A 22,369-nucleotide genomic window follows, 5' to 3' on the forward strand; every position below is an offset into this window, starting at 1 on the left:
CACCGGGGGTACGGGGAACATGGACGTTTTCGAGGCCCTCTACACGACCAGGGCGATGCGCAGGGTCAAGCCGGACCCGATCCCGGAGGATGTCCAGCGGAGCATCCTGGACGCCGCGGTCCGCGCGCCCAGCGGCGGCAACGTGCAGAGCTGGCGTTTCCTGCTGGTCGACGACCTCGCGGTGAAGGAGCGGCTGGGGCCGCTCTACCGGGACGCCCTCGGGCGGCTCTTCGAGGGCCACTACAAGCCGATGCGCGAGAAGGCCGAGGCCGAGGGCGACACCCGCACGCTCAACGTGCTGAAGTCGGCCAAGCACCTGGCCGACCACTTCGAGGGCTACCCGCTGCTGCTGTTCGCGTTCGTCCGCAACGACCCGTCCGGCGGCTCGATCTTCCCCTCGGTGTGGAGCGCTCAGCTGGCCGCCCGTGCCCACGGGGTGGGCAGCGCGCTGACCAGCGTGCTCGGCATCTTCTATCCCGAGGAGACGCTGCGGGTGCTCGGCGTGCCCGAGGGCAAGGGCTGGACCCTGGCCTGCACGGTCACCTTCGGCTACCCCACCGGACGCTGGGGCGTCGCGCCCCGCCGCCCGGCGCACGAGGTGAGCTACCGCAACCGGTGGGGCCAGGAGGTGGGCTTCGAGGTCCCCGAGCCCCTGTGGAAGCCGGAGAGCTGACCCCGGCGGCCCTGGGCCGCCCACCTGACACCGGAACGGCCTCCACCCGAGGCACCGGCGCGCCCGAAGGGCCGCCCGGCCGGACGCGTCGACGCGTCCGGCCGGGCGGCCCTTCACCTTTCCGGGGCCCGGTCGGCTTCTCCACTGCAAGCGGGCCGTTCTACACGGGACACACCTACCGCAGTCGTACGTCTCTTCGTTGTAGGTGTTGATTCGAATGTAGTAGATGTACTACATTCATTCACATGAGTACTGCATCATGTGTCCGCGCCCCGTCCCCGCCACCAGCCACGCGGCTCTCCTGAGCCGGGAAGGGCGCCGGAATGTCAGCGGAAGACGTCTACAACCGGATCTCGGTACTGAGAGCCGAGCGCGGGATCTCACGTAAGGATCTGGCGGCCGCGCTGGGGGTCCACTACCAGACGATCGGCTATCTGGAGCGCGGCGAGTACAGCCCGAGCCTGTTCCTCGCCATGCGGATCGCCGAGCACTTCGAGGTGCCGCTGGAAGTCGTGTTCTCCCTCAAACCGTTCCCCCGGCTCGGCAGTGGCCAGGCCAGTTGACCCCCGCCCCGGCCGGCAGGCCCGGGTCTCCCCCCGGAGGTATTCGATGAACACGTGGAAAGAAACCTGGAGCAAGTCCCGGGCCGAGCTCCTGCAGCCCGACGAGCTGCCCGGCTGGTACGCCACCCGGAGCCGCAGGCGGCTGATCGCCTCGGTGGTGATCCTCGCGCTGGCGCTCCTGTGGGCGGACGTCGCCGTCTCCTGGGCCGACGCGCCGGGCGACGGCGACGAGCTGTCCGACTTCGCGCTACTCGCGATCAGCACGGTCCTCTGCATACCGGCGATCTCGTTGCTCAACATCGCGACCCGCGGCGTCGTCGAGCTGTCCGAGCGCGATCTGGACGAGCGTCAGGTGGCCGAACGCCTGCGGACCGTCGCCATCTCCCAGCGGATCATGTCGGGCATCCTGGTCGCCCTCTTCGTCACGGCCCTCGTGGGGGGCAGCCTCCCGGGCCCCGACTACTCCATGCCGGCGGACGCGATCTTCTCCCTGGCGCTCGCCCTGATGCTGACGCACTTCATGCTCCCGCTGATCGTCGCCGGATGGCGGCTGCCCGACCCGCCCGGCGACGACGACTGAGCCCGCCCCGGTGGGCGGACCGGCCGGGAGCGGCCCGTACGGCGGCGAGATCCCGGCGCGACAACGCACGGCGGGGAGGTCCGGTTGTGGCCACGAGGGCCGCACCGGGCCTCCCCGTTCGGTTCGCGGGAAAGGTCCCGCTCCACGCGTCGGGAACGGTCCCGCTCAGCGCATCGGGGACAGGACCGCCGCGTAGATGTCGGCGCCCCCCGGGTGGTGCACCTCCAGATCCGTGGTGAAGGACCTCGGCGGGGTGCCTCCCGACTCGGTGTGCTTCCACAGCTGCTGCCAGGCCTCCAGCAGGACGCCCGGCATCGGCCCGCGGGCCTCGACCTTCAACGACGGCACCCCGGGCACCCGTACCGCCACCATGCCCTCGGGCAGCGCCGCGGCGCTGCGCACGGCGACCCCGACGATCTGGGTGTAGGAACCGTGGTGGTCACTCTCGTAGTCGGTGAGCACCGCGTAGATGTTCTCGTCGACCCGTCCCGGCACGTGGGCGAAGGCACCCGGGGATCCCGCCCGCGCCCAGAGCGCGCCGAGCCTTCCCCGGCCCGGCTCCGCCTCGTCGGCGTTCGACGTCCGTACGGCATGACCTACGACGAGCATCTCGGGCCGATCAACCACGATCACAATGCCTCCTCATGGCCATCCACTTATTCACGCAAACCGGATCTTAGCCTTCGGCCCGACCTGCCCGGTCATCTTCGGAGACCCGGAAAAGGGGAACGCTCATCTCTGGCAAATCACGGGATAAGGTGGATCAACGTGAAATTTCTCAATGGGACGGCACCGGCTCACGACCTGACCTACAGCGACGTTTTCATGGTCCCGTCGCTCTCCTCCGTCGGCTCGCGGCTCGCCGTCGACCTCTCCAGCCGGGACGGCACCGGGACCACCATCCCCATCGTGGTCGCCAACATGACGGCGGTGGCGGGACGGCGGATGGCCGAGACCGTCGCGCGGCGGGGCGGGATCACCGTGATCCCGCAGGACATCCCGATCGACGTGGTCGCCGACGTCGTCGACTGGGTCAAGAGACGCGACCTGGTCCACGACACGCCGTTGACGCTCACCCCGCACGACACCGTCGGCGAGGCGCTCAACCTGCTGCCCAAGCGGGCCCACGGCGCGATCATCATCGTCGACTGGGACAACCGCCCGACCGGCGTGGTCACCGAGAGCGACTGTTCCGGCGTGGACATGTACACCCAGCTCTCCCAGGTGATGTCCGACCACCTTCTCACGCTGCCCGCCGGGCTCGACCCGCGCGAGGCCTTCGACCGCCTCCACGAGGGCCGTCACCGGCTCGCCCCGATCGTGGACGAGGAGGGCCGGCTGGTCGGCATCCTGACCAGGACCGGCGCGCTGCGCGCCACCCTGTACCGGCCCGCCGTCGACGACTCGGGCAGGCTCCGCGTCGCGGCGGCCGTCGGGGTCAACGGCGACGTGGCCGCCAAGGCCAAGGAGATCCTCGACGCCGGGGTGGACTGCCTGGTCGTGGACACCGCCCACGGCCACCAGGAGAAGATGATCGGTGCCCTGAGGGCCGTCCGCGCGCTCGGCCCGGACGTGCCCGTCGCGGCGGGCAACGTCGTCACCGCCGAGGGTGTACGGGATCTCGTCGAGGCGGGGGCCGACATCCTGAAGGTCGGCGTCGGCCCGGGGGCCATGTGCACCACCCGGATGATGACCGGTGTGGGCCGCCCGCAGTTCTCCGCCGTGCTGGAGTGCGCCGCGGAGGCCCGCAGGCTGGGCCGCCACGTGTGGGCCGACGGCGGCGTCCGCCACCCCCGTGACGTGGCCCTGGCCCTGGCCGCGGGGGCGTCCAACGTGATGATCGGCTCGTGGTTCGCGGGCACCTACGAGTCGCCCGGCGACACCCGTACCTCCGCCGACGGGCGCAAGTACAAGGAGAACTTCGGCATGGCCTCGGCCCGCGCGGTACGGCTGCGCACGGCCGAGGACTCCCCCTTCGACCGGGCGCGCAAGGCGCTGTTCGAGGAGGGGATCTCCACCTCCAGGATGTATCTCGACCCGGCCATGCCCAGCGTGGAGGACCAGATCGACGCCATCGTGGCCGGCCTGCGCTCCTCGTGCACCTACGCGGGCGCCACCACCCTGGAGGAGTTCCACGAGCGGGCGGTGGTCGGCGTGCAGAGCTCGTCCGGCTACACCGAGGGCATGCCGCTCCACCAGAGCTGGTGACCCACCCGCGGGGGCGCGGCTGCGGGGGTTCGGGGTCGCCGCCCCCGCGGCGGGTCCATCCGTGGGAGCGCGGCGCCGCCGTACGCGTGGCGCCCGCTCTCGCGGATCACCCTCCCGCAGGCCCTCGCCCGCGGACCACCTCCCGCGGGTCATCTCCCACAGGTCATCTTCCGCGGGTCCTCGGCGCCTGGTCGTCGAGGTCGGCGCGGGTGCCGGAGGCGCGGCGGTCCTCCAGCGGCAGCGGTCTGCACCGGTAGCGGGTGAGCCGGTACACCGCGGCGAAGGCCGCGAGTACCAGCGCCACCTCCACTATCACGATGAACACGATCATTTCCGATTCCTTCGTGACCTCGGCGCCGGTGCCCCTTCTCCCGCCCCCACTGGCGCCGTATTGCAGGAACCCTAACGGTAAGCCCTTACCAATGTCCAAAATGTCCGACTTTCTTTTCCAATTCATGGAATTGACCGCCTGCACTCCCCGGGATTCGCCACGCGCGACAAGATCCTGGCAAGGGACGCGCATCCTCCCGGGGACACGGGGTAGTCGGCTCGTCGAGCCATCTCCCACCCCCGAAAGGCGAGCGGAAATGAATGGAACGCCCACCGGCCTGGACACGCAGGTCGTCGTGGACCGGAGGGTCCTGGCAGGCTACGACAACTACCTCGCGGCGCAGCGAACCGTGGACGGGCTCTCCGACGCGGGATTTCCCGTCGAGAACGTGGCGATCGTCGGCAGCGACCTGAAACTCGAGGAGACCGTCACCGGCAGGATGACCAACGGGCGGGCCGCGCTCACCGGAGCCGGGAGCGGCGCGGCCTTCGGCGTCGTCGTGGGCATGTTCCTCGGCCTGTTCACCTCGACCACGATGTCGTTCTTCGTGCTCGTGCTCTGGGCGGCCCTGTGGGGTGCGGTGATGGGCGCCGCGTTCGGGTTCATCAACCACGTGTTCACCGGCGGCAAGCGGGACTTCGCCTCGCGCAGCGCGATCGTCGCGGGTCGCTACGACGTGCTGGTCGCGGCCTCGCACATGGACCACGCGCGGGCCATCCTGGAGTCGACTCCCGGCCCGGCCGACACCATGGTGGTCGAGGTCCCCCCGTCCGCCGGCCTGTACGACCCGGCCGCCGCGGGGAGCACCGCCCCCGCCCACCCCATCCCCCCTCGGACGCTCGCCACCGACGTCCCCCCGCAGCCGACCGCCCCCGACATCTCGGGCCGCCCGGTCACCTCCGACCTCCCCCCGCAGCCGGTCACCCCCGACTTCACCCCGCGACCGGCCACCTCCGACCTTCCCGCGCAGCCGGGTACCCTGTCCGGCCCCGCCACCGAGGACACCCCGGCCCCCGTGCCGCCGAGCACCTCACCGGTCACCGGCGAACGCCCCGTCCCCGCGCGGCCCGACACCTCCGAGCACCAGATCCCCGCTCAGCCCACCTCCCCCGACCGCTCCACCGCCTCGGCCGCCAAGGAGCGTCCCGGCTCCTGAAGCAGGTAGGGGAATCCGGTGGGCCTCCCGGACGGGAGGCCCACCGGACCTGTTCCGGATCTCGGGAAACCGGCGGTGCCGACCGAGGCGACAGCCGTCGAGGGACCTGATCACAAGAGATCCACCCACCCGGGGGACCGGGGGCCTGCCCATGGGAACCGGACGAGGCCGGACCTTCCTCGCCCTCGGAGAAACCATCGGGCCACACACACGTCCGGATCACGCCGGTACCCGCCGACGCCGCCAGGATCGATCGGCCATTCGGACGACACCCCTGGTTCCGTCGACTCAGATTCCTTTCTCCCGCAATCTCCGGCGAATGCGTCCCGCTTCCGCGCGCGCCACCTCGGTTTCGTCAGAAGCTCTCATCCGGTCCTCCTCGAACAGCAGGACGCGGGACAGGCACTGAAGAGCGTCCGCCATTCGCTCACGCCACAGGGCGAACTCCTCCGTCGACGTTCCCCCGCCGGTTTCCGCGACCGGACCTCTCTGAAACCTCGGAGCGCGCTTCGGAACTCGGGCGGCATTCCCACCTGGCGCTCATCCTGGCCGCTCACACCGGTCGGGGCGGCGGTGTCCCGCTCCTCACCGGGGCAGCGACCGGACGGAAGGGGACGGCTCGCTATTCGTCCGCGTCCCACGCGCCCAGGAAGAAGAACTCCAGGGGGATTTCCAAGCTCGGCCAGGGGCCGTGTTCCTCGGTAATGGCGAGAATCTTGTGAACGACTGTTACGAAGCGCCTTGGACTCGCCCGCAAAAGATTGTCGGAGTCCTCGACCAGAACCGCATAAGGCCCTCTCCCTTCATCAGGGATGTTCGAGTAGTAATCCTGGAATCCCCACCAGTTGCCACCGGTCGGATGAGGCCATCCGAGCCGTTCGCCTATGTCGTCCAGCAACTCGGCCACGGAGGCGTCCTCCGTCACCCGGACGGCCGAGACCTCGAACCCCAGCCCGCTCAAGAGCTCGTTCAATCGCGATTTGTTCGACTGGTTGACCAGGTAGGGACGCCCTCCGCCCACCCACGGGGTCTTCTCCAGAACTTTCAGGTAGCTCATGTTCCGCCTTGTGATCGATGTCCGGGGTCTCACCACCGAACTGGACGAACGCCCCGTGGCCGTCACTGTAGTGATCCATTACCTCGGCAGGGCACCGGGCGATCGCCGTCGCCCTTCACGACGCTCCCGGGTCACGCCCCCAAAGCCGGAGGGCGCCCCGGGACCGGGGCGCCCTCCGGGAGGTGGACGCGGAAGAGGATGGCAGGTCAGCCCTTGACGCTGCCCGCCAGCAGGCCGCGGACGAAGTAGCGTTGCATCGACAGGAAGACGATCAGCGGGATGATCAGCGAGACGAACGCTCCCGAGGTGAGGCGTTGCCACTCGTTGCCCCTGGTTCCGGCCATCTGTGCCAGCCGTACCGTCATCGGGGCGCTCTCCGGGGTGCCTCCGGCGAAGATCAGGGCCACCAGCAGGTCGTTCCAGACCCAGAGGAATTGGAAGATCGCGAAGGTGGCGAGCGCGGGGACGACCAGCGGGAGGACGATCGTGCGCAGGACCTTGCCGTGGCTGGCCCCGTCGACCCTGGCCGCCTCCATCAGCTCGCCGGGAAGCTCGGACATGAAGTTGTGCAGCAGGAAGACGCCCAGCGGCAGCGCGAAGCAGGTGTGCGCGAACCAGACCTGAATGAACCGGGCCGGGCCCTCCAGGTCCCAGGCGGGCATCAGCTGGAGGCCGAAGACGGACACGCCCTCGGAGAAGAACGACAGCAGCGGGACGAGCGCCATCTGCAGCGGCACGATCTGCAGCGCGAAGATGCCGATGTAGATCCACTCACGCCCGCGGAACGGCAGCCAGGCCAGCGCGTACGCGGCGAAGGTGGCCAGGGCCAGCGGGAAGAGCACCGACGGGATCGTGATGACGATCGAGTTGATCAGGAAGCTCATCATCTGGCCGGAGGACGAGGAGGTGCCGAACAGGACCTCCTGGTAGTTCTCCAGCGTGAGCTGCGGGCTGGAGAAGAACGTCCACCAGCCGGTGGTCTTGACCTGGTCCTCCGGGCGCAGCGAGGAGAGCAGCAGGCCGAAGGTCGGGGTGGTCCACAGGACCGCGATGACGATCGCGACGAGGCTGGCGATCCGGCCGCTCAGCCTCCGCCGTACGCGCTGCGGCGCGGTCGTCGTTCCGGGCCGCGCCACGGTCTGGGTCAACGTGGCCATGTGGACTCCTTCGCCCGCCGCGTGCTCGCGGCGCCTGGCCGGCCTGCTCGCCCGGTCACCTGACGGCCTCCCTGCGCTGGCGGATCTGGTAGATCACGATCGGGGTCACCAGGACGAACAGGAAGACCGCGAGGGCCGCGCCCTTGCCCGTCTCGCCGTACCGGAACGCCTGGTTGTACATCTCGTTGGCGATGACGCTGGTGTCGAACTGGCCGCCGGTCATGGTGCGGACGATGTCGAACAGCTTGAGCGTGCCGATCGACTGCGTGACCAGCACCACGATCACGGCCGAGCGGATCGACGGCAGCGTCACCCGGAAGAACATCTGCAGCGGGGTCGCCCCGTCCAGCTTGGCGGCCTCGATGATCTCGGCCGGGATCCCCTTGATCGCGGCGGAGAGCACCACGGTGGCGAACCCCGCCTGGATCCAGACCATGACCACGATCAGGAACAGCGTGTTGAGCGGCGCCTCCTGGAGCCACTGCTGCGGCTCGCCGCCGAAGGCGACCGTGATCTGGTTGAGCAGGCCGATCTGGTCCTGCTCCTCGGAGCGGTAGGCGTAGACGAAGCGCCAGATGATGCCCGCGCCGACGAAGGAGATCGCCATCGGCAGGAAGACCAGCGACTTGGCGAGCGACTCGAAGCGGGTGCGGTCGACCAGGACGGCGTAGACCAGCCCGATCGCGGTCACCAGCAACGGGACGAGCAGCACCCACACCAGGGTGTTGCGAAGGACGGTCACCGCCTCGGGCTGGGTGAACATCCAGGAGTAGTTCTCCAGGCCGACCCACTGCTTGCCGTCACCGCTCATGAACGACAGCAGGGTGGTCCGCACGGCCGGTACGACCAGGCCGATGGCGAGGAGCAGGAGGGCGGGCAGGAGAAGGATCGTGGCGTGGGGCCACGCGCGCCGCCGCATCGGAGCGCGGTCGACCAGCACCAGGATCACCGCGACCACCACGAGGAACGCGGCGACGCCGATCAGCAGCTGGACGACCTTGGGCAGTTCGGCGGCGAAGTCGAAGTCCATCGGAGGATCTCCCGGAAGGATCGGGCCGGGCGGGCGACGGTCCGGCCCCGCGTCGCCGCGGGGCCGGACCCACCGGGTCAGGTCAGGACTTGGGCCAGGAGGCTTCGATGTAGTCGAGGACCGTCTTGGTGTCCTTGCCGTTGATCCAGTCGGTCATGCCCTTCCAGAACGTGCCCGCGCCGACCGCGGCCGGCATCAGGTCCGAGCCGTCGAAGCGGAAGACCGTGCTCGGGTCCTGGAGCATCTCCATGGAGAGCTTGTCGATCGGGTTCTGGGCGTTGGCCGGGTCGACGCCCTTGCGCGCGGTGACGTAGGTCGCCAGCTTCATGCGGGTGGCGGGGAACTCCGCTCCGGCGAGGTAGGCCTGGACGGCCTGGACCTCGGGACGGTCGGCGAAGGCCGCCACGAACTCGCCCGCGCCGAGCACCGGCTTCTTGGCGGGGTCGTTGCCCGGCAGGTAGAAGGCGAACACGTCGCCGTCCTCGGCCACCTTGGTGCCCTCGGGCCAGAAGTTGGCGTAGAAGGACGCCTGGCGGTGCAGGGCGCACTTGCCCTCGGTGATCGGGACGCCGCCCTCCTGGAAGGCGGTGCTCGCGATCGACTTGACCGGGCCGTAGCCGCCGTTGACGAACTTCTCGTTCTTGAGGATCGCGCCGACCTTGTCGACCGCCGCGGTGACCTTGGGGTCGTTGAACGGGGTCTTGTGGCTCACCCAGTCGTCGTAGCCCTCGGGACCGGCCTCACGCAGCATGAGGTCCTCGATCCAGTCGGTGGCCGGCCAGCCGGTCGCGTCACCGGACTCGATGCCCGCGCACCACGGCTTGACGCCGGTGCCGGCGATCGTGTTGGTGAGCGTCATGAGCTCGTCCCACGTCTTGGGGATGGCCCAGCCCTTCTCGGTGAACATCTTCGGGGAGTACCAGACGAAGGACTTCACGCTGGCGCCGAGCGGGGCTCCGTAGAAGACGCCGTCGACGGTGGAGTACTTGGCCCAGTCCTCCGACCAGCCCTCGGCGGTGAGCTTCTTGACCTCCTCGGAGGCGGGCTTGAGCTTGCCCGCCTTGGCGAAGCGCTCCAGGAGGCCCGGCTGCGGGAAGAAGGCGATGTCGGGCGGGTTGCCACCGTCCGCGCGGACCTGGATCTGGGCCTCGAACTCGCCGGTGCCCTCATAGGTGATCTTCAGTCCGACGCAGTCGGCGAACGGCTTCCACGCCTGCTCGAAGAGGTCGGCCTCCGTGTCGCGGATCGGCGAGTAGATGCTGACGGTCTTGCCGTCATGTTTGCCGTACTGGCTGAAGGCGGCGCATTCGGGGGCGGCGGCGGCGCTGGCGCCGCCGCTCGCCGACGGCGCGGGGTCCGAGGAGCCACAGGCGGTGACGACCAACGCCAGCCCTATGCTGCCCGCCACAAGGGCGGTGCGCCGAGGCCGAGAGAGGAGCGACATGGAACCTTCCTCCATATACACAATTGCCGGGGAGTGTGAGAGCGCTCTCTGGAAGAATTGTCTGCCCACAACGCGATGTCAAGAACTGTGATATTACGGTTACGGTCTCAATTTTCTTGACACGATCAGTGCGATACCGTGATGCTCCAGAGAGCGCTCTCACGTGAACAGCCGAACAGAATGGGGCGGTGAGGACATGACCATGTCCGCCGAAAAGTCCTACGACCTTCAGGACTCCGGCGTGCTGAGGTTTCCCGAGGGCTTCGTCTGGGGCGCCGCCACCGCGGCCTACCAGATCGAGGGCGCCGCCCGGGACGACGGCAGGGGCCCCTCCATCTGGGACACCTTCTCCCGGACCCCCGGCAAGGTCCACGCGGGCCACACCGGTGACGTCGCGTGCGACCACTACCACCGCTATCCCGAGGACGTCGCGCTCATGCGCGACCTCGGCCTGCACTCCTACCGCTTCTCCATCTCCTGGCCCCGCGTGCAGCCCGACGGATCCGGCCCGGCCAACCCTCGCGGCCTGGACTTCTACGACCGCCTCGTCGACGAGCTCCTCGGCAACGGCATCACCCCCATCGTGACGCTCTACCACTGGGACCTGCCGCAGACCCTGGAGGACCGGGGCGGCTGGACCAACCGGGAGGTCGCGCAGCACTTCGCCGACTACGCCGCGATCGCGCACGGCAGGCTGGGCGACCGGGTCGAGACGTGGACCACCCTGAACGAGCCCTGGTGCTCGGCCTTCCTCGGCTACGCGTCGGGCATCCACGCCCCCGGCCTCGCCGAGTCCGCGCTGGGCTTCGCCGCCGCCCACCACCTGCTGCTCGGCCACGGCCTCGCCGTCCGGGCGCTGCGCGCCTCCGGCGCCGCGAAGGTCGGCATCACGCTCAACCTCTCCCCTGTGATCGGCGACGACACCCCGGCCGCCGAGCTCGTCGACGGCCTGCAGAACCGGATCTTCCTGGACCCGCTGCTGCGCGGGGAGTATCCCGCCGACGTCGTCGAGCGGGCCCGCCGCTTCACCGACTGGTCCTTCGTCCACGACGGGGACCTGGAGACCATCAGCGAGCCGATCGACCTGCTGGGCGTGAACTACTACCACCCGCAGACCGTGACCGCCCGCGCCGGCGAGCCCGCCAACCCGGTCTACCCGGGCAGCGAGGGCATCGCCTTCGACGGGGCCGACGCGCCGCGGACCGCGATGGGATGGCCGGTCCAGCCGTTCGGCCTGACCGACCTGCTCCTGCGGCTCTCGCGCGACTATCCGGGCACCCCACTCATCATCACCGAGAACGGCGCCGCCTTCGACGACGTCGTCGAGGACGGCGAGGTGCACGACGTCGGCCGTCTGTCCTACCTCGACGGGCACCTGCGCGCGGCGCACGCGGCCATCGAGGGCGGCGCCGACCTGCGCGGCTACCTCGTCTGGTCACTCCTGGACAACTTCGAGTGGGCCGAAGGGTATCGCAAGCGGTTCGGTGTCGTACATGTCGATTACGCGACGCAACGCCGCACCCCCAAGGACAGCGCCCTGTGGTACAGCGAGGTCGTACGCCGGAACGGGCTGTGAGGGCCCGTCCAACCCTGGAGAAGGTGGCCGCCCGGGCCGGTGTGTCCCGGGCGACCGCCTCGCGCGTGGTCAACGGCTCCACGCGCGTGGCACCGCAGATCCGCGACGCGGTCAACCGCGCCGTGGAGGAGCTGGGCTACGTGCCCAACCAGGCGGCGCGGAGCCTGGTCACCCAGCGGGCCGACTCCGTGGCACTCGTCTTCCCCGAGCCGGCGACCCGCGTCTTCTCCGACGACCCGACCTTCGCCGGGATCATCCGCGGGGTCAGCATGGAGATCGAGGAGGCCGACAAGCAGCTCGTGCTGATGCTCACCGGCATGGCGGGCGGCTACCAGCGGGTGGAGCGCTACGCCACCAACGGCCACGTGGACGGCGTGATCATCGCGTCGATGCACGGCACCGACCCGCTGCCGGGCATCCTCGCCAGGCGCGGGGTGCCGGTGGTGTGCAGCGGCCGGCCGACCGTGCCCAGCAGCCTGCCGTACGTGGACATGGACAACGCCGGCGGCGCCGAGCGCGCGGTGCGGCACCTGATGGAGCGGGGCAGGCGGCGCATCGCCACCATCGCCGGGCCGCAGGACATGATCGCCGGGATCGACCGGCTCAACGGCTACCGCGCCGTGCTGCGCGACTCCGACCGCCGCTCCATCGTGGCGGTCGGCGACTTCACCCGCGACTCGGGGACGTCGGCGATGCGGCAGCTGCTCGCCGACGACCCGGAGATCGACGCGGTGTTCGTGGCCAGCGACCTGATGGCGCTGGGCGCGCTCTCCGCCCTGCGCCAGGCGGGCCGGCGGGTTCCCGAGGAGGTCGCGGTGGTCGGCTTCGACGACATCCCGGCCGCGTCCTACACCGAGCCCCCGCTGAGCACGGTCAGGCAGCCGACCGTCGAGATGGGGCGGAGGCTCGCCCGCATGGTCCTCGACCTGGAGGAGAAGACACAGGTGATGCTCCCCACCGAGCTGGTCGTACGGGAGTCCACGGCCTCCTGAAGCGGGGACCGTCTCCTGAACCGGGGAACACGGCGCCGCGCCCCGGGCGCGGGACCACGCGACGCCGTGCCCTGCGCGGGACCACGACCGCCCCGTGCTCCGGCCGCGGACTACGACGACGCCCGGACGACCAGTTCCGTGGACACGATCACCGGTTCGGCCGGGCCGCCCTCGAAGAGGGAGAGCAGCAGACGGACCATGGCCGCGGCCTGCTCGGCGTGCGGCGTGTGGACGGTCGTCAGCGGCGGGTCGGTGTAGCGGGCGGCCTCGATGTCGTCGTAGCCGACGATCGCGACCTCCTCGGGAATGCGCCGGCCCGCCTGGCGGAGGGCGTGCATCGCGCCGATCGCCATCAGGTCGTTGGCGGCGAAGACCGCGTCGATCTCCGGGTCGTCGACCAGCAGCTGCCGCATCGCCACCGCCCCCGACTCCCGGGTGAAGTCGCCGACCGCGATGATCGAGCGGCGGTCGGAGTCACGGAGCACCTCGCGGTAACCGGCCAGCCGGTCCTGCCCGCCGATCATGTCCAGCGGCCCGGCGATGGTGGCGATGCGCCGCCTGCCCCGTTCCAGCAGGTGCCGCACGGCCGTGGCGGCGCCCTCGACGTTGTCGTTGTCGACGTACGGCATCGCGACCGGCACGGCGGGCCTGCCGTAGGAGACGACCGGGACGCGCAGCCGCGTTAGCGCGACCGGCAGCGGGTCGGCGCCGTGGCTGGAGACGAGCATGACGCCGTCGACGTGGCCGCCGGCGATGTAGTGCTCCACCCGGGCGTGGCTCTCCGGCGACCCGGCCAGCAGCAGCACGACCTGCTTGTTGACGGCCTCCAGCTCCAGGCTGGCCGAACGGATGACGGTGGAGAACATCGGGTCGTCGGAGAACACCCGGTTCGGCGACTCCGAGACGACCAGCGCGACCGAGTTGGTCGTCTGGGTCACCAGGTTCCTCGCCGCCCCGTTGGGGACGTAGCCGAGCTCGTTCACCGCGCGCATGACCAGGTCCCGGATGTCGGCGGTGACCGTGGTCTGGCCGTTCACCACCCGGGAGACGGTCGACCGGGAGACCCCGGCACGGGCGGCGACCGCCTCCAGGGTGGGTCGTCTCATCGTCTTCTTCCCCTACGGTCGGTTACAGTCCGTTACGCGTGATGACATCGCGGTACCAGAACGCGCTGTCCTTGAGCAGACGCCGCTGGGTGGCGAAGTCGACGTGCACGATCCCGAACCTACGCCGGTAGCCTTCGGCCCACTCGAAATTATCCAGCAGCGACCAGACCAGGTAACCACGCACATCCGCCCCGTCGGCGATCGCGGCGTGCACGGCGCGCAGGTGGCCGTCCAGATACTCGGTCCTGCGGGTGTCGTGGACGTGGCCGTCCTCCACGACGTCGTCGAAGGCCGCGCCGTTCTCGGTGATGAGCAGGCCGACCTCCGGGTAGTCGTCGGAGAGCCGCACCAGCAGGCGGGAGAGGCCGTTCGGCACGATCGGCCAGCCCATCGCGGTGGCGGGCACGCCGTCCGCGGAGCAGAACCGGATGTCCTCGCTGCCCGGCCACGCCGCGTCGGCCGCCTCGCCGGGCCCCGCCTCCACCACGCACGGGTTGTAGTAGTTGACGCCCACCAGGTCGATCGGCTGGTTGATGGTCGCCAGGTCGCCGTCCAGGATGTGGCCGGCGCCGCCGTTGCGCCCGACGATGTCGAGGAACCCCTGGGAATACTCTCCGCGCAGCGCGGGGTCGAGGAACTGCCCGACCAGCATGGTGTCGATCCGGGTGACCGCCTCGGCGTCCGCCTCGGAGATCTCGGCCCCCGGGTCGCTCACCTGGGCGGGGGTGATCACCGGTGACAGGTTCAGGACCAGCGAGATCTCCTCCGCGCCGCTCTCGCGCAGTGCCCGCGCCGCCATCCCGTGCCCCAGCAACAGGTGGTGGGCCGCGCGCAGCGCCGCCGCGGCGTCGGTCCTGCCGGGCGCGTGCACCCCGTTGCCGTAGCCGAGGAAGGCGGCCACCCACGGCTCGTTCAGGGTCGCCCAGTTGCGGACCCGGTCCCCCAGCCGCGCGTGCACGGCCGCCGCGTACTCCTCGAAGCGGTGGGCGGTGTCGCGCTCGGGCCAGCCGCCCGCGTCCTCCAGCGCCTGCGGGAGGTCCCAGTGGTAGAGGGTGGCGTACGGCGTGATGCCCGCCTCCAGCAGCCGGTCCACCAGGCGGCTGTAGAAGTCGAGGCCGCGCGCATTGACGGGCCCCTTGCCGTACGGCTGGACCCGGGGCCAGGCGATCGAGAACCGGTAGGCGGCCAGGTTCAGCTCGGTCATCAGCCGGATGTCGTCGGCGTGGCGGAAGTAGTGGTCGCAGGCCACGTCGCCGGTGTCACCCCCGACGACCTTGCCCGGCGTACGAGAGAAGGTGTCCCAGATCGAGGGCTCGCGGCCGTCCTCCTTCACGGCTCCCTCGATCTGGTAGGACGCGGTGGCCGCGCCCCAGACGAAACCGGTGGGGAAGTCCGCACGCCCTTCCGTAAGGGTGGCCCCCCGAGTGCCGACGACGGTCATCCCTTCACCGCTCCCTGCATGATTCCTCCGATGATCTGTTTGCCGAGTAGAGCGAACACGATGACCAGCGGCAGCGTGCCGAGCGTGGTACCCGCCAGGCCGAGCACGTAGTCGTTGACGTATCCGCTGGCCAGTGTGGACAGGGCGACCTGGACCGTCGGATCCTCCGGGGTCAGGACGACCAGCGGCCAGAAGTAGTCGTTCCAGACCGACATGAAGGTGAGCATGCCGAGCACCGCCGCCGCCGGGCGGGCGGCCGGGAGCACGACGTGCCAGAACAGGCCCCAGGTGCTGCAGCCGTCGACGCGCCCCGCTTCGAGCAGCTCCGTCGGCAGTGCCCGGGAGAGGTACTGGGTCATGAAGAACACGCCGAACGCGTTGACGAGCGCGGGCACGATCAGCGCGTACATGGTGCCGGTCCACTCCAGCTTCACCATCAGCATGTACAGCGGGATGATGCCGAGCTGGGTCGGCACCATCATCGTCGCGACGGTGAGCAGGAGCAGGGCGTTGCGTCCGCGGAAGCGCAGCTTGGCGAAGGCGAACCCGGCCAGCGTGGAGAAGAACATCACCGCGATCGCGACGGAGCCCGAGACGATGACGGAGTTGAGCATCGCCAGCGCGAAGGGGACCGTGTCGAAGACGCGGGCGACGTTGGCGAAGAAGTTGCCGCCGGGGATCAGCGGCGGCGGCACGTCGGCCAGGGCCGCGTTGTCGCGCGAGGCGACCACGACGCTGTAGTAGAGCGGCAGCATGGAGAAGAACGCCACCGCGATCAGCGTCAGGTAGGTGAGCCTGCGGGCGGCGCCGCCGGAGCGCCGCCGGACCGCGGTGACGGCGGTGTGAGCGCTCACGACAGCCCTCCCTTCCCGCGACGGGTGAGCAGGTAGTTGACGCCGGCGACCACCACGATGAAGACGAACATCATCCAGGAGATGGCCGAGGCGTAGCCGAAGTCAAGCTTGGTGAAGTTCTCGTAGATGAAGAGTGAGAGCGTCTGGTACTGCCGGTCCACCCCGCCGGTGATGATGTAGGAGCTGAACAGCAGCGGCTCGGCGAGGATCTGCATGGCGCCGATCGTCGAGGTGATGACGACGAAGATGATCGTGGGCTTGATCATCGGAATGGTGATCTTGCGGAGCTGGGTCATCCCGCTCGCGCCGTCGATGGTGGCCGCCTCGTACAGCTCACGCGGTACGGCCTGCATGGCCGCGAGGAAGATCAGCGCGTTGTAGCCCGTCCACCTCCACATGATCATGGTGGAGATGGCGAAGTGGGAGCTCAGCACGCCCTCGTTCCAGGCGACGCCGTCCACGCCGACCAGTGAGAACACCCAGTTGATCATGCCGAAGTCCCGGCCGAACAGCTGGCTGAAGATGACCACCACCGCGACCACGCTGGTCACGTTGGGCAGCAGCAGCGTGATGCGGAAGAAGGTCTGCGCCCGCAGCGGCCGGTTGAGCAGGTGGGCCAGCCAGATGGCGAGCAGCAACTGCGGCGCGGTGGACAGCACCCCGATGGACAGGGTGTTGAAGGTGGCGTTCCAGAAGTAGTCGTCGGCGAGCAGCGTCCTGAAGTTCTCCAGGCCGACGAACGTCTGCTCGTCCCGGAGCAGCGTCCACTCGTGCAGGCTCACCCAGGCGGTGTAGGCCAGGGGGAACAGCCCGAACGCGGAGAACAGCAGGAAGAAGGGGGCGACGTAGGCGTACGGCGAGCCCTTGACGTCGAGCTGGTGGACCAGATGGCGGCGGAGGCGGGGAGGCCGCGTCGGCCTGTTCGGTGGGACCGCCGCCAGGCGATCGGGCGCGCGGGTGGCCATGGCAGCTCCTTTCGGCGATTCGTTGGACGGCGGGGGCGGGCGACTCGCGAGGGCGGTGGAAGGTACAAGCAGGTGGCCGACCGGTGCGGGACCAGTCGGCCGGGGGCGACTACTTGATCCTGCTGACGTCCTTGAGCGCCTGCGCCCAGGCCTCCTCCGCGTTCTGCTTGCCCTGGTCGACCCGCTGGAGGCCGTTGCCGATCGCCTGCAGCACGTCACCGGCCTTGGGACCCACGGGCTGCGGCTTGAGCGCCTTGGCGGCGTCGGTGAAGATCTTGCCGATCGGCGCGTTGCCGAAGTACGGGTTGACGTAGTCCTTCACCGCGGGGTCGTCGTACAGGGCGGGCAGCGAGGGCAGCGCGCTGGCCTCCTTGAAGAGCTTGATCTGGCTCTCCTTGTTGGTCAGCAGGTCGATCAGCGCCGCGGCCTCCTTGGGGTGCTTGCCCTGCTTGGGCAGCATCAGGTGGGTGCCGCCCTGGTTGCCGCCGCCACCGGGTACGGCGGCGATGTCCCAGGTGCCCTCACCGGGCTTCTGGTCCTTGATCGTGCCGGTCTTCCAGGCCGGGCAGACCATGGTGGCGAAGGTGCCCTTGGCGATGCCGGTGTTCCACGGCGGCGAGAAGGCGGCGAGGTTGGCCGAGAGACCGTCGTTGATCATCTTCACGCCGGTGTCGTACGCCTGGCGCACGGCGGGGTTGGTGGCGGCGACGATGTTGTACTGGGCGTCGTAGAAGCCGACGGGGGCCTGCTCGACCATGGCGCGGAAGTGCTCGCCGGGGCCGTCGGTGAACTTGGCGCCCTCGACCTTGCCCGCGACGAACTTCTTGCCCGTCTCGATGTAGGCGTCCCACGTGGGCCAGAGCGCCGAGACCTCGTCGCGGTCGGTGGGCAGGCCGGCCTTCTTGAACAGGTCGGGGCGGTAGCACATGGCCAGGCCGCCGACGTCGGTGCCGAGGCCCAGGAGGGCGGAGCCGTCGTGGGAGACGCCCAGGTTCCACTTCCAGTCGAGGTACTCGCTCTGGCGCTTGTCCAGGCCGTACTCCTTGAGGTTGTGGAACTTGTCCGGCACCGGGGTGAAGGCGCCGATGTAACCGCCTTCGACGGCGACCACGTCCGCGGCGCCCGCGCCGGTGGTCAGCTGGGTGATGAGGTTGGTGTGGTGGTCGTTGAACTGCGCGCGGCGCTCCACGATCTCCACGTTGGGGTGGGTCTTCTTGAACTCCTCGTACAGCGGCGCGAAGTGGAAGTCGCTGAACAGCCCGACGGTCAGCTTGATCTTCTCGGCCGGCGCGGAGGCCGCCCCGCCGCTCCCGGCGGTCTCGGCGCCACCGCCGCCGCAGGCCGTCAGGCCCAGGGCCAAGGCGGAAACGGCGACCATCGGGGCGAGGAACCGCTGGCGTGACTTACGCATGGAACCCTCCTAGGGTCCTCATAAGTGATCATGGAGAGAGCGCTCCCTGAGCAGATTGATGCCAAGCGGGTGACGTGTCAACGGCCCCCCTGGCGCCGACAGGAGCTCGGCGATCAGCTTTTTACGGAGAGCGCTCTCCCAAGCCGTTGAACGTTTTCGCAGGTCACAAAGGTTTTCGGGTTAAATTTTCTAGTGGATGGAGCGTTCCCACGATGAAAGGTCACATTAAGGTCGCGTTTCCGTCGTGTTCCATGACGCCGCGCCGAGCTCTTGACACTCCTTACGGACCGGGTCACTCTCTTTCTCAGAGAGCGCTCCCCAGTGACTCTCGCCATGACTCCACGCGCCCCGGGACACCCGCGGCGCCGATGACCGCCGCCCGTGCGCGAAGCGCTCCCCCGTCACCCGCGGCTCGCTTTCCCGTGTACGAGGCGAGCCGGGGAACGCACTCACCGTCCGCGTGAGGCGCGGTCGGGAACGGGGCTCGCCCTCCGCGTGCGTAAGGCGCGCCCGGGAACGCGGTTCACCGTCCACGTGCGCGAGGCCGCCCACCTCGCGCCTCCGGAAGGACGACCCTCCGGAAGGACGACTCTCCGGAAGGACGACGCGAAGGCCGCCCCGGCCCCCATGGCTCTCGCGGCGGCGCCGGAACCCGTAGAGTCGTTCGGCCGGTCGGAAATCGACCGGCGCGTATCCAACCAAGGAGAACCACGTGGCACTGGAGAAGCCGGAGATCGACTTTCCGGAAGGCGCCCCGCCCTCGGAGCTGGAGATCGTCGACATCGTCGTAGGGGACGGCCCGGAGGCCAAGCCGGGGTACCAGGTCACCGTGCACTACGTCGGCGTGGCCTTCTCGACGGGCGAGGAGTTCGACGCGTCGTGGAACCGCGGCGACGCCTTCCAGTTCCCGCTGGGCGGGGGCCGGGTCATCGCGGGCTGGGACCAGGGCGTCGCGGGCATGAAGGTCGGCGGCCGCCGCCGTCTCACCATCCCGCCGCACCTCGGTTACGGCAACGCCGGTGCGGGCAACCGCATCAAGCCGGGCGAGACGCTCATCTTCGTCGTGGACCTGCTCGGCGTCAGCTGACGCCCAGGGGCAAGACGGCACGGGCGGGCGGGTCTCACCGGCGACGGGAGGCCCGCCCGGCGTGTTCCCCGCGTCCGCCGCGCCTTACATGTCCGCCGCATCTTGTACGTCTACCGTGTTTCGCGCGTCCGCCGCGTCTTGTGCGTCCGTCACGCTCTGCGCGTCCACCGCGTCTTGTGCGTCCGCCGTGTTTCGCGCGTCCGCCGCGTCTTGTGTGCCCCTCACCTCTTGTGTGTCTGTCACGTCCCCTGTGTCCGGTGCCGTCCCCCGCGTACCTCAACCGGGCGGTCATCTCGTGTTCAGGGGATTCGAGGGAGGGTTCATCCTCCCGGAAACGCGACGACTCCGAAAAGCAGCGCCGCACCTCACCGAAATGCCGTGTGCAGCTCTTAAGCTGGCCATTGTGTTGTTGATCGACCTCGCGCGCACCTCGGCGGCCGTGACCGCCAGCTCCGCCCGGCTGGTGAAGACCGCCCACCTCGCGGAGCTGCTCGGCAGGGTCGAGCCCGACGAGGCGGAGATCGCCATCGCCTACCTCTCCGGGGAGCTGCCGCAGCGCAACGTCGGCGTGGGCTGGACGAGCCTGCAGGACCCGCCCGAGCCCCGGCTGGCCGCCACCGCCACCCTGCGCGGGGTCCACGACCTGCTCGACCGGATCAAGGCCGTGTCCGGTCCCGGCTCGCAGAGCGCGCGCAGGACGCTGGTCGCCGAGCTGTTCGGCTCCCTCACCCGCCAGGAGCAGGTCTTCCTGTCCCGGCTGCTCCGGGGCGAGCTGCGCCAGGGCGCGCTCGAGGGAGTGATGGTCGAGGCCGTGGCGAAGGCGGCCGCGGTGCCCGCCGCCGAGGTCAGGCGGGCGCTGACGCTGCGCGGCTGGCTTCCCGCCGTCGGCGCCGCCGCCCTCGGCGGCGGGGTCGAGGCACTGCGCGCCTTCCACCTGGAGGTCGGCCGCCCGGTGTCGCCGATGCTCGCCCAGAGCGCCACCTCCATCGCGGCCGCGTTCGGCAAGCTCGGCGGGCCGGTCGCCGTCGAGTGGAAGCTCGACGGCGTCAGGGTCCAGGCGCACCGCTCGGGCGACCGGGTCGCCGTCTTCACCCGCGCCCTCGAGGACATCACCGCGCAGGTGCCCGAGCTGGTCGAGGCGATGAGCACCCTGCCCTCCCGCGACCTGGTCCTCGACGGCGAGGTCATCGCGCTGCGCGCCGACGGCCGCCCCGAGCCCTTCCAGGTCACCTCGGGCCGCGTGTCCAGCCGTACCGACGTGCCCCGCGCCAGGGAGAGGACCCCGCTGAGCGTCTTCTTCTTCGACGCGCTGCGGGTCGACGGCGCCGACCTGCTCGACCTGCCGGGTGAGGCGCGCCACGCGGCCCTCGCCGCCGCCGTGCCCCCGGAGCTGGTGACCCCCCGCCTGGTCACCGGCGACGTCGCGGACGGCGAGGCGTTCTTCAAGGACGTGATCAGGAGCGGCCACGAGGGCGTGGTGGTCAAGTCACTCCTGACGCCCTACGCGGCCGGGCGGCGCGGCGCGGGCTGGATCAAGGTGAAGCCCCGGCACACGCTCGACCTCGTCGTCCTCGCCGCCGAATGGGGCAGCGGCCGTCGCGAGGGCAAGCTCTCCAACCTGCACCTGGGCGCCCGCGACCCGCTGAACGGCGGCTTCGTCATGCTCGGCAAGACCTTCAAGGGCCTCACCGACGAGCTGCTCGCCTGGCAGACCGACCGCTTCCTCGGCATCGCCGAGGGCCCCACCGACGGCTGGACGGTCACCGTCCGCCCCGAGACGGTCGTCGAGATCGCCTTCGACGGCGTGCAGCAGTCGAGCCGCTACCCCGGCGGCATGGCGCTGCGCTTCGCCAGGGTCATCCGCTACCGCACGGACAAGACGGCGGACCAGGCCGACACCGTCGAGATGGTCCGCTCCCTCATGCTCTGACGTTCTTCATGCTCCGACGCCCCGCCACGCGGTTACCGGCCCCGTACGCGTGCCTCCCCCGGCCCGTCCGTTCATCGGCGCAGGGGACGCCGCGGGTGTCATTTCACGAGACGCAGGGTGAAGGGGTACCGGAAGTCGCCGTCGCCCGCCGCGGCCACGGCGCCGACCACCGACAGGACCACGCCGCCGATCCACAGCAGGGGCGTCAGGACGAAGCCGATGAACGTGATCGCCAGCACGATGGTCGCCGCGAGCATCGTCAGCTGGAAGTTGAGGGCCTCCACCGAGTGGGCCCGGACGTAGGGCGAGGTCTTGCCCGCGGTGAGCATCATGACCGCCGGGCCGATGACCGGGAGGCCGATCAGCGGAAGCAAATGGGACGCCATCGCGCCCAGACGCTCGGCTCCGGTGTCGCCCCGCGTGCCGGGGCGTCCGCACGCGGCCTGGGCCCGGCCCATGACCGGCGGGTAGGGCAGGGGCCGGACCGGATGCGTGCCGTACAGCTCCTGCATGATCGGGACGAGATCACCGTGGACGCGGGCCGTCATCGCCCGCTCCAGCCTGTCGTCGAACTCGATCTTGTCGAGCCTTCCCTCCGCGTAGGCGGCCTGGACGTGCTCGACCACCCGTTCACGATCCTGGTTGCTGACCCGAAGCCCCGCGTGACCGGGCTGGGGAGCCGCCGACACGCCCCCGTACCCCGGGCCCGCTGGTGTAGCTGTGCCTGCCATGAGACCGATACCCTTTCGTCGCCGCTTCGACCTCAATGCTCGTCCAGATTGTCGGCCCCGTATATCAGGATGAACCC

General features: G+C 69.8%; 21 protein-coding genes. 9 read left to right on the plus strand and 12 right to left on the minus strand.

What is annotated here, in order from left to right; all coding sequences use genetic code 11:
• Positions 1-19 precede the first annotated feature (19 nt).
• The 3 genes from ACFYWM_RS22720 to ACFYWM_RS22730 all read left to right on the plus strand — a co-directional run bounded on the left by ACFYWM_RS22720 (position 20) and on the right by ACFYWM_RS22730 (position 1,816).
• Complete coding sequence (locus tag ACFYWM_RS22720; protein ID WP_389917426.1) at positions 20-673, plus strand: nitroreductase family protein; 654 nt, start codon at positions 20-22, stop codon at positions 671-673.
• Between the two features lie 323 nt (positions 674-996).
• Positions 997-1,236, plus strand: a complete 240-nt coding sequence (locus ACFYWM_RS22725) for a helix-turn-helix transcriptional regulator (protein ID WP_389917427.1) — start codon at positions 997-999, stop codon at positions 1,234-1,236.
• A 46-nt stretch (positions 1,237-1,282) separates the two neighbouring features.
• Positions 1,283-1,816, plus strand: a complete 534-nt coding sequence (locus ACFYWM_RS22730; protein WP_389917428.1) for a hypothetical protein — start codon at positions 1,283-1,285, stop codon at positions 1,814-1,816.
• Between the two features lie 165 nt (positions 1,817-1,981).
• On the opposite strand, the gene ACFYWM_RS22735 is transcribed toward ACFYWM_RS22730, so the two are convergent.
• Positions 1,982-2,449: a GyrI-like domain-containing protein gene (locus ACFYWM_RS22735; RefSeq protein ID WP_389917429.1), complete on the minus strand. Its 468-nt coding sequence runs from the start codon at positions 2,447-2,449 to the stop codon at positions 1,982-1,984.
• Between the two features lie 135 nt (positions 2,450-2,584).
• Between ACFYWM_RS22735 and ACFYWM_RS22740 the strand changes: the two genes are divergently transcribed.
• Complete coding sequence (locus tag ACFYWM_RS22740) at positions 2,585-4,024, plus strand: GuaB1 family IMP dehydrogenase-related protein (RefSeq protein WP_389917430.1); 1,440 nt, start codon at positions 2,585-2,587, stop codon at positions 4,022-4,024.
• A 163-nt stretch (positions 4,025-4,187) separates the two neighbouring features.
• Here ACFYWM_RS22740 and ACFYWM_RS22745 read toward each other — a convergent pair whose 3' ends face one another.
• Positions 4,188-4,355, minus strand: a complete 168-nt coding sequence (locus ACFYWM_RS22745; protein WP_389917431.1) for a hypothetical protein — start codon at positions 4,353-4,355, stop codon at positions 4,188-4,190.
• A gap of 256 nt (positions 4,356-4,611) precedes the next feature.
• Between ACFYWM_RS22745 and ACFYWM_RS22750 the strand changes: the two genes are divergently transcribed.
• On the plus strand, positions 4,612-5,511 hold the full coding sequence (locus ACFYWM_RS22750; protein ID WP_389917432.1) for a general stress protein: 900 nt from the start codon (positions 4,612-4,614) through the stop codon (positions 5,509-5,511).
• Positions 5,512-6,133: 622 nt separating this feature from the next.
• Here ACFYWM_RS22750 and ACFYWM_RS22755 read toward each other — a convergent pair.
• The 4 genes from ACFYWM_RS22755 to ACFYWM_RS22770 all read right to left on the minus strand — a co-directional run bounded on the left by ACFYWM_RS22755 (position 6,134) and on the right by ACFYWM_RS22770 (position 10,199).
• A complete protein-coding gene (locus tag ACFYWM_RS22755; RefSeq protein ID WP_389917433.1) occupies positions 6,134-6,568 on the minus strand; it encodes a hypothetical protein in 435 nt (144 codons plus the stop codon).
• A gap of 206 nt (positions 6,569-6,774) precedes the next feature.
• On the minus strand, positions 6,775-7,725 hold the full coding sequence (locus ACFYWM_RS22760; RefSeq protein ID WP_389917434.1) for a carbohydrate ABC transporter permease: 951 nt from the start codon (positions 7,723-7,725) through the stop codon (positions 6,775-6,777).
• 55 nt (positions 7,726-7,780) lie between these two features.
• On the minus strand, positions 7,781-8,755 hold the full coding sequence (locus ACFYWM_RS22765) for a carbohydrate ABC transporter permease (protein ID WP_389917435.1): 975 nt from the start codon (positions 8,753-8,755) through the stop codon (positions 7,781-7,783).
• Between the two features lie 82 nt (positions 8,756-8,837).
• Positions 8,838-10,199, minus strand: a complete 1,362-nt coding sequence (locus tag ACFYWM_RS22770; protein ID WP_389917436.1) for an ABC transporter substrate-binding protein — start codon at positions 10,197-10,199, stop codon at positions 8,838-8,840.
• 196 nt (positions 10,200-10,395) lie between these two features.
• Here ACFYWM_RS22770 and ACFYWM_RS22775 point away from each other — a divergent pair, with 196 nt between their 5' ends.
• Together ACFYWM_RS22775 and ACFYWM_RS22780 are read left to right on the plus strand one after the other, a co-directional pair.
• The gene (locus tag ACFYWM_RS22775) at positions 10,396-11,775 is read left to right on the plus strand and encodes a GH1 family beta-glucosidase (protein WP_389917437.1); all 1,380 of its coding nucleotides are present in this window, start codon (positions 10,396-10,398) and stop codon (positions 11,773-11,775) included.
• On the plus strand, positions 11,772-12,767 hold the full coding sequence (locus ACFYWM_RS22780) for a LacI family DNA-binding transcriptional regulator (protein WP_389917438.1): 996 nt from the start codon (positions 11,772-11,774) through the stop codon (positions 12,765-12,767). The genes ACFYWM_RS22775 and ACFYWM_RS22780 overlap by 4 nt, the downstream gene beginning before the upstream one ends.
• A gap of 110 nt (positions 12,768-12,877) precedes the next feature.
• Here ACFYWM_RS22780 and ACFYWM_RS22785 read toward each other — a convergent pair whose 3' ends face one another.
• From ACFYWM_RS22785 to ACFYWM_RS22805, 5 genes are all read right to left on the minus strand, one after another.
• Positions 12,878-13,873, minus strand: coding sequence for a LacI family DNA-binding transcriptional regulator (locus ACFYWM_RS22785; protein ID WP_389917439.1), 996 nt, complete (start codon positions 13,871-13,873; stop codon positions 12,878-12,880).
• A gap of 22 nt (positions 13,874-13,895) precedes the next feature.
• On the minus strand, positions 13,896-15,314 hold the full coding sequence (locus ACFYWM_RS22790) for a GH1 family beta-glucosidase (RefSeq protein ID WP_389917440.1): 1,419 nt from the start codon (positions 15,312-15,314) through the stop codon (positions 13,896-13,898).
• A complete protein-coding gene (locus tag ACFYWM_RS22795; protein WP_389917441.1) occupies positions 15,311-16,168 on the minus strand; it encodes a carbohydrate ABC transporter permease in 858 nt (285 codons plus the stop codon). The genes ACFYWM_RS22790 and ACFYWM_RS22795 overlap by 4 nt, the downstream gene beginning before the upstream one ends.
• Positions 16,165-17,133, minus strand: coding sequence for a carbohydrate ABC transporter permease (locus ACFYWM_RS22800; RefSeq protein WP_389917442.1), 969 nt, complete (start codon positions 17,131-17,133; stop codon positions 16,165-16,167). The genes ACFYWM_RS22795 and ACFYWM_RS22800 overlap by 4 nt, the downstream gene beginning before the upstream one ends.
• A gap of 109 nt (positions 17,134-17,242) precedes the next feature.
• Complete coding sequence (locus ACFYWM_RS22805; RefSeq protein WP_389917443.1) at positions 17,243-18,544, minus strand: extracellular solute-binding protein; 1,302 nt, start codon at positions 18,542-18,544, stop codon at positions 17,243-17,245.
• A 712-nt stretch (positions 18,545-19,256) separates the two neighbouring features.
• Between ACFYWM_RS22805 and ACFYWM_RS22810 the strand changes: the two genes are divergently transcribed.
• Entirely contained in the window at positions 19,257-19,631 is a 375-nt protein-coding gene (locus ACFYWM_RS22810; RefSeq protein WP_389917444.1) for an FKBP-type peptidyl-prolyl cis-trans isomerase, read from the plus strand.
• A 403-nt stretch (positions 19,632-20,034) separates the two neighbouring features.
• Positions 20,035-21,561, plus strand: a complete 1,527-nt coding sequence (locus ACFYWM_RS22815) for an ATP-dependent DNA ligase (protein WP_389917445.1) — start codon at positions 20,035-20,037, stop codon at positions 21,559-21,561.
• 98 nt (positions 21,562-21,659) lie between these two features.
• On the opposite strand, the gene ACFYWM_RS22820 is transcribed toward ACFYWM_RS22815, so the two are convergent.
• Positions 21,660-22,292, minus strand: a complete 633-nt coding sequence (locus tag ACFYWM_RS22820) for a DUF1707 and DUF4870 domain-containing protein (RefSeq protein WP_389917446.1) — start codon at positions 22,290-22,292, stop codon at positions 21,660-21,662.
• Positions 22,293-22,369 lie beyond the last annotated feature (77 nt).

Origin of the sequence: Streptosporangium sp. NPDC002721 (assembly GCF_042888905.1) — a bacterium.
Taxonomy (GTDB): domain Bacteria; phylum Actinomycetota; class Actinomycetes; order Streptosporangiales; family Streptosporangiaceae; genus Streptosporangium.